Raw genomic sequence first — 240 nt, forward strand, 5'->3', positions numbered from 1 at the left:
ACTCGGTAAAGCTGCCGCCAGCACAAGCGGGCCGCAGGCAATCACCAGCATCGGGCAGTTGATTCATGCATTGGAATTGACGAGGCAGCGCGGCTGCGGGCTGGTCGTAGAAGAAGCAGAAACGGGCGTTGCTGCTTTGGCGGTGCCAGTGAGGTCGCTGACCGACGGTACGGTGGTTGGCTCGATGAGCATTGCTGGACCGGTAATGCGAGTACAGCTCGAGCGTTACGACGACTTCTA

General features: G+C 59.6%; 1 protein-coding gene. It reads left to right on the forward strand.

The window, feature by feature from the left end:
• Window positions 1-240, forward strand: a 240-nt coding sequence (locus KVT39_RS37305) for an IclR family transcriptional regulator C-terminal domain-containing protein (protein WP_306795640.1), incomplete at both ends; no start/stop codon positions are given.

This window comes from Burkholderia sp. GbtcB21, from assembly GCF_019091065.1.
GTDB lineage: Bacteria > Pseudomonadota > Gammaproteobacteria > Burkholderiales > Burkholderiaceae > Burkholderia > Burkholderia pyrrocinia_C.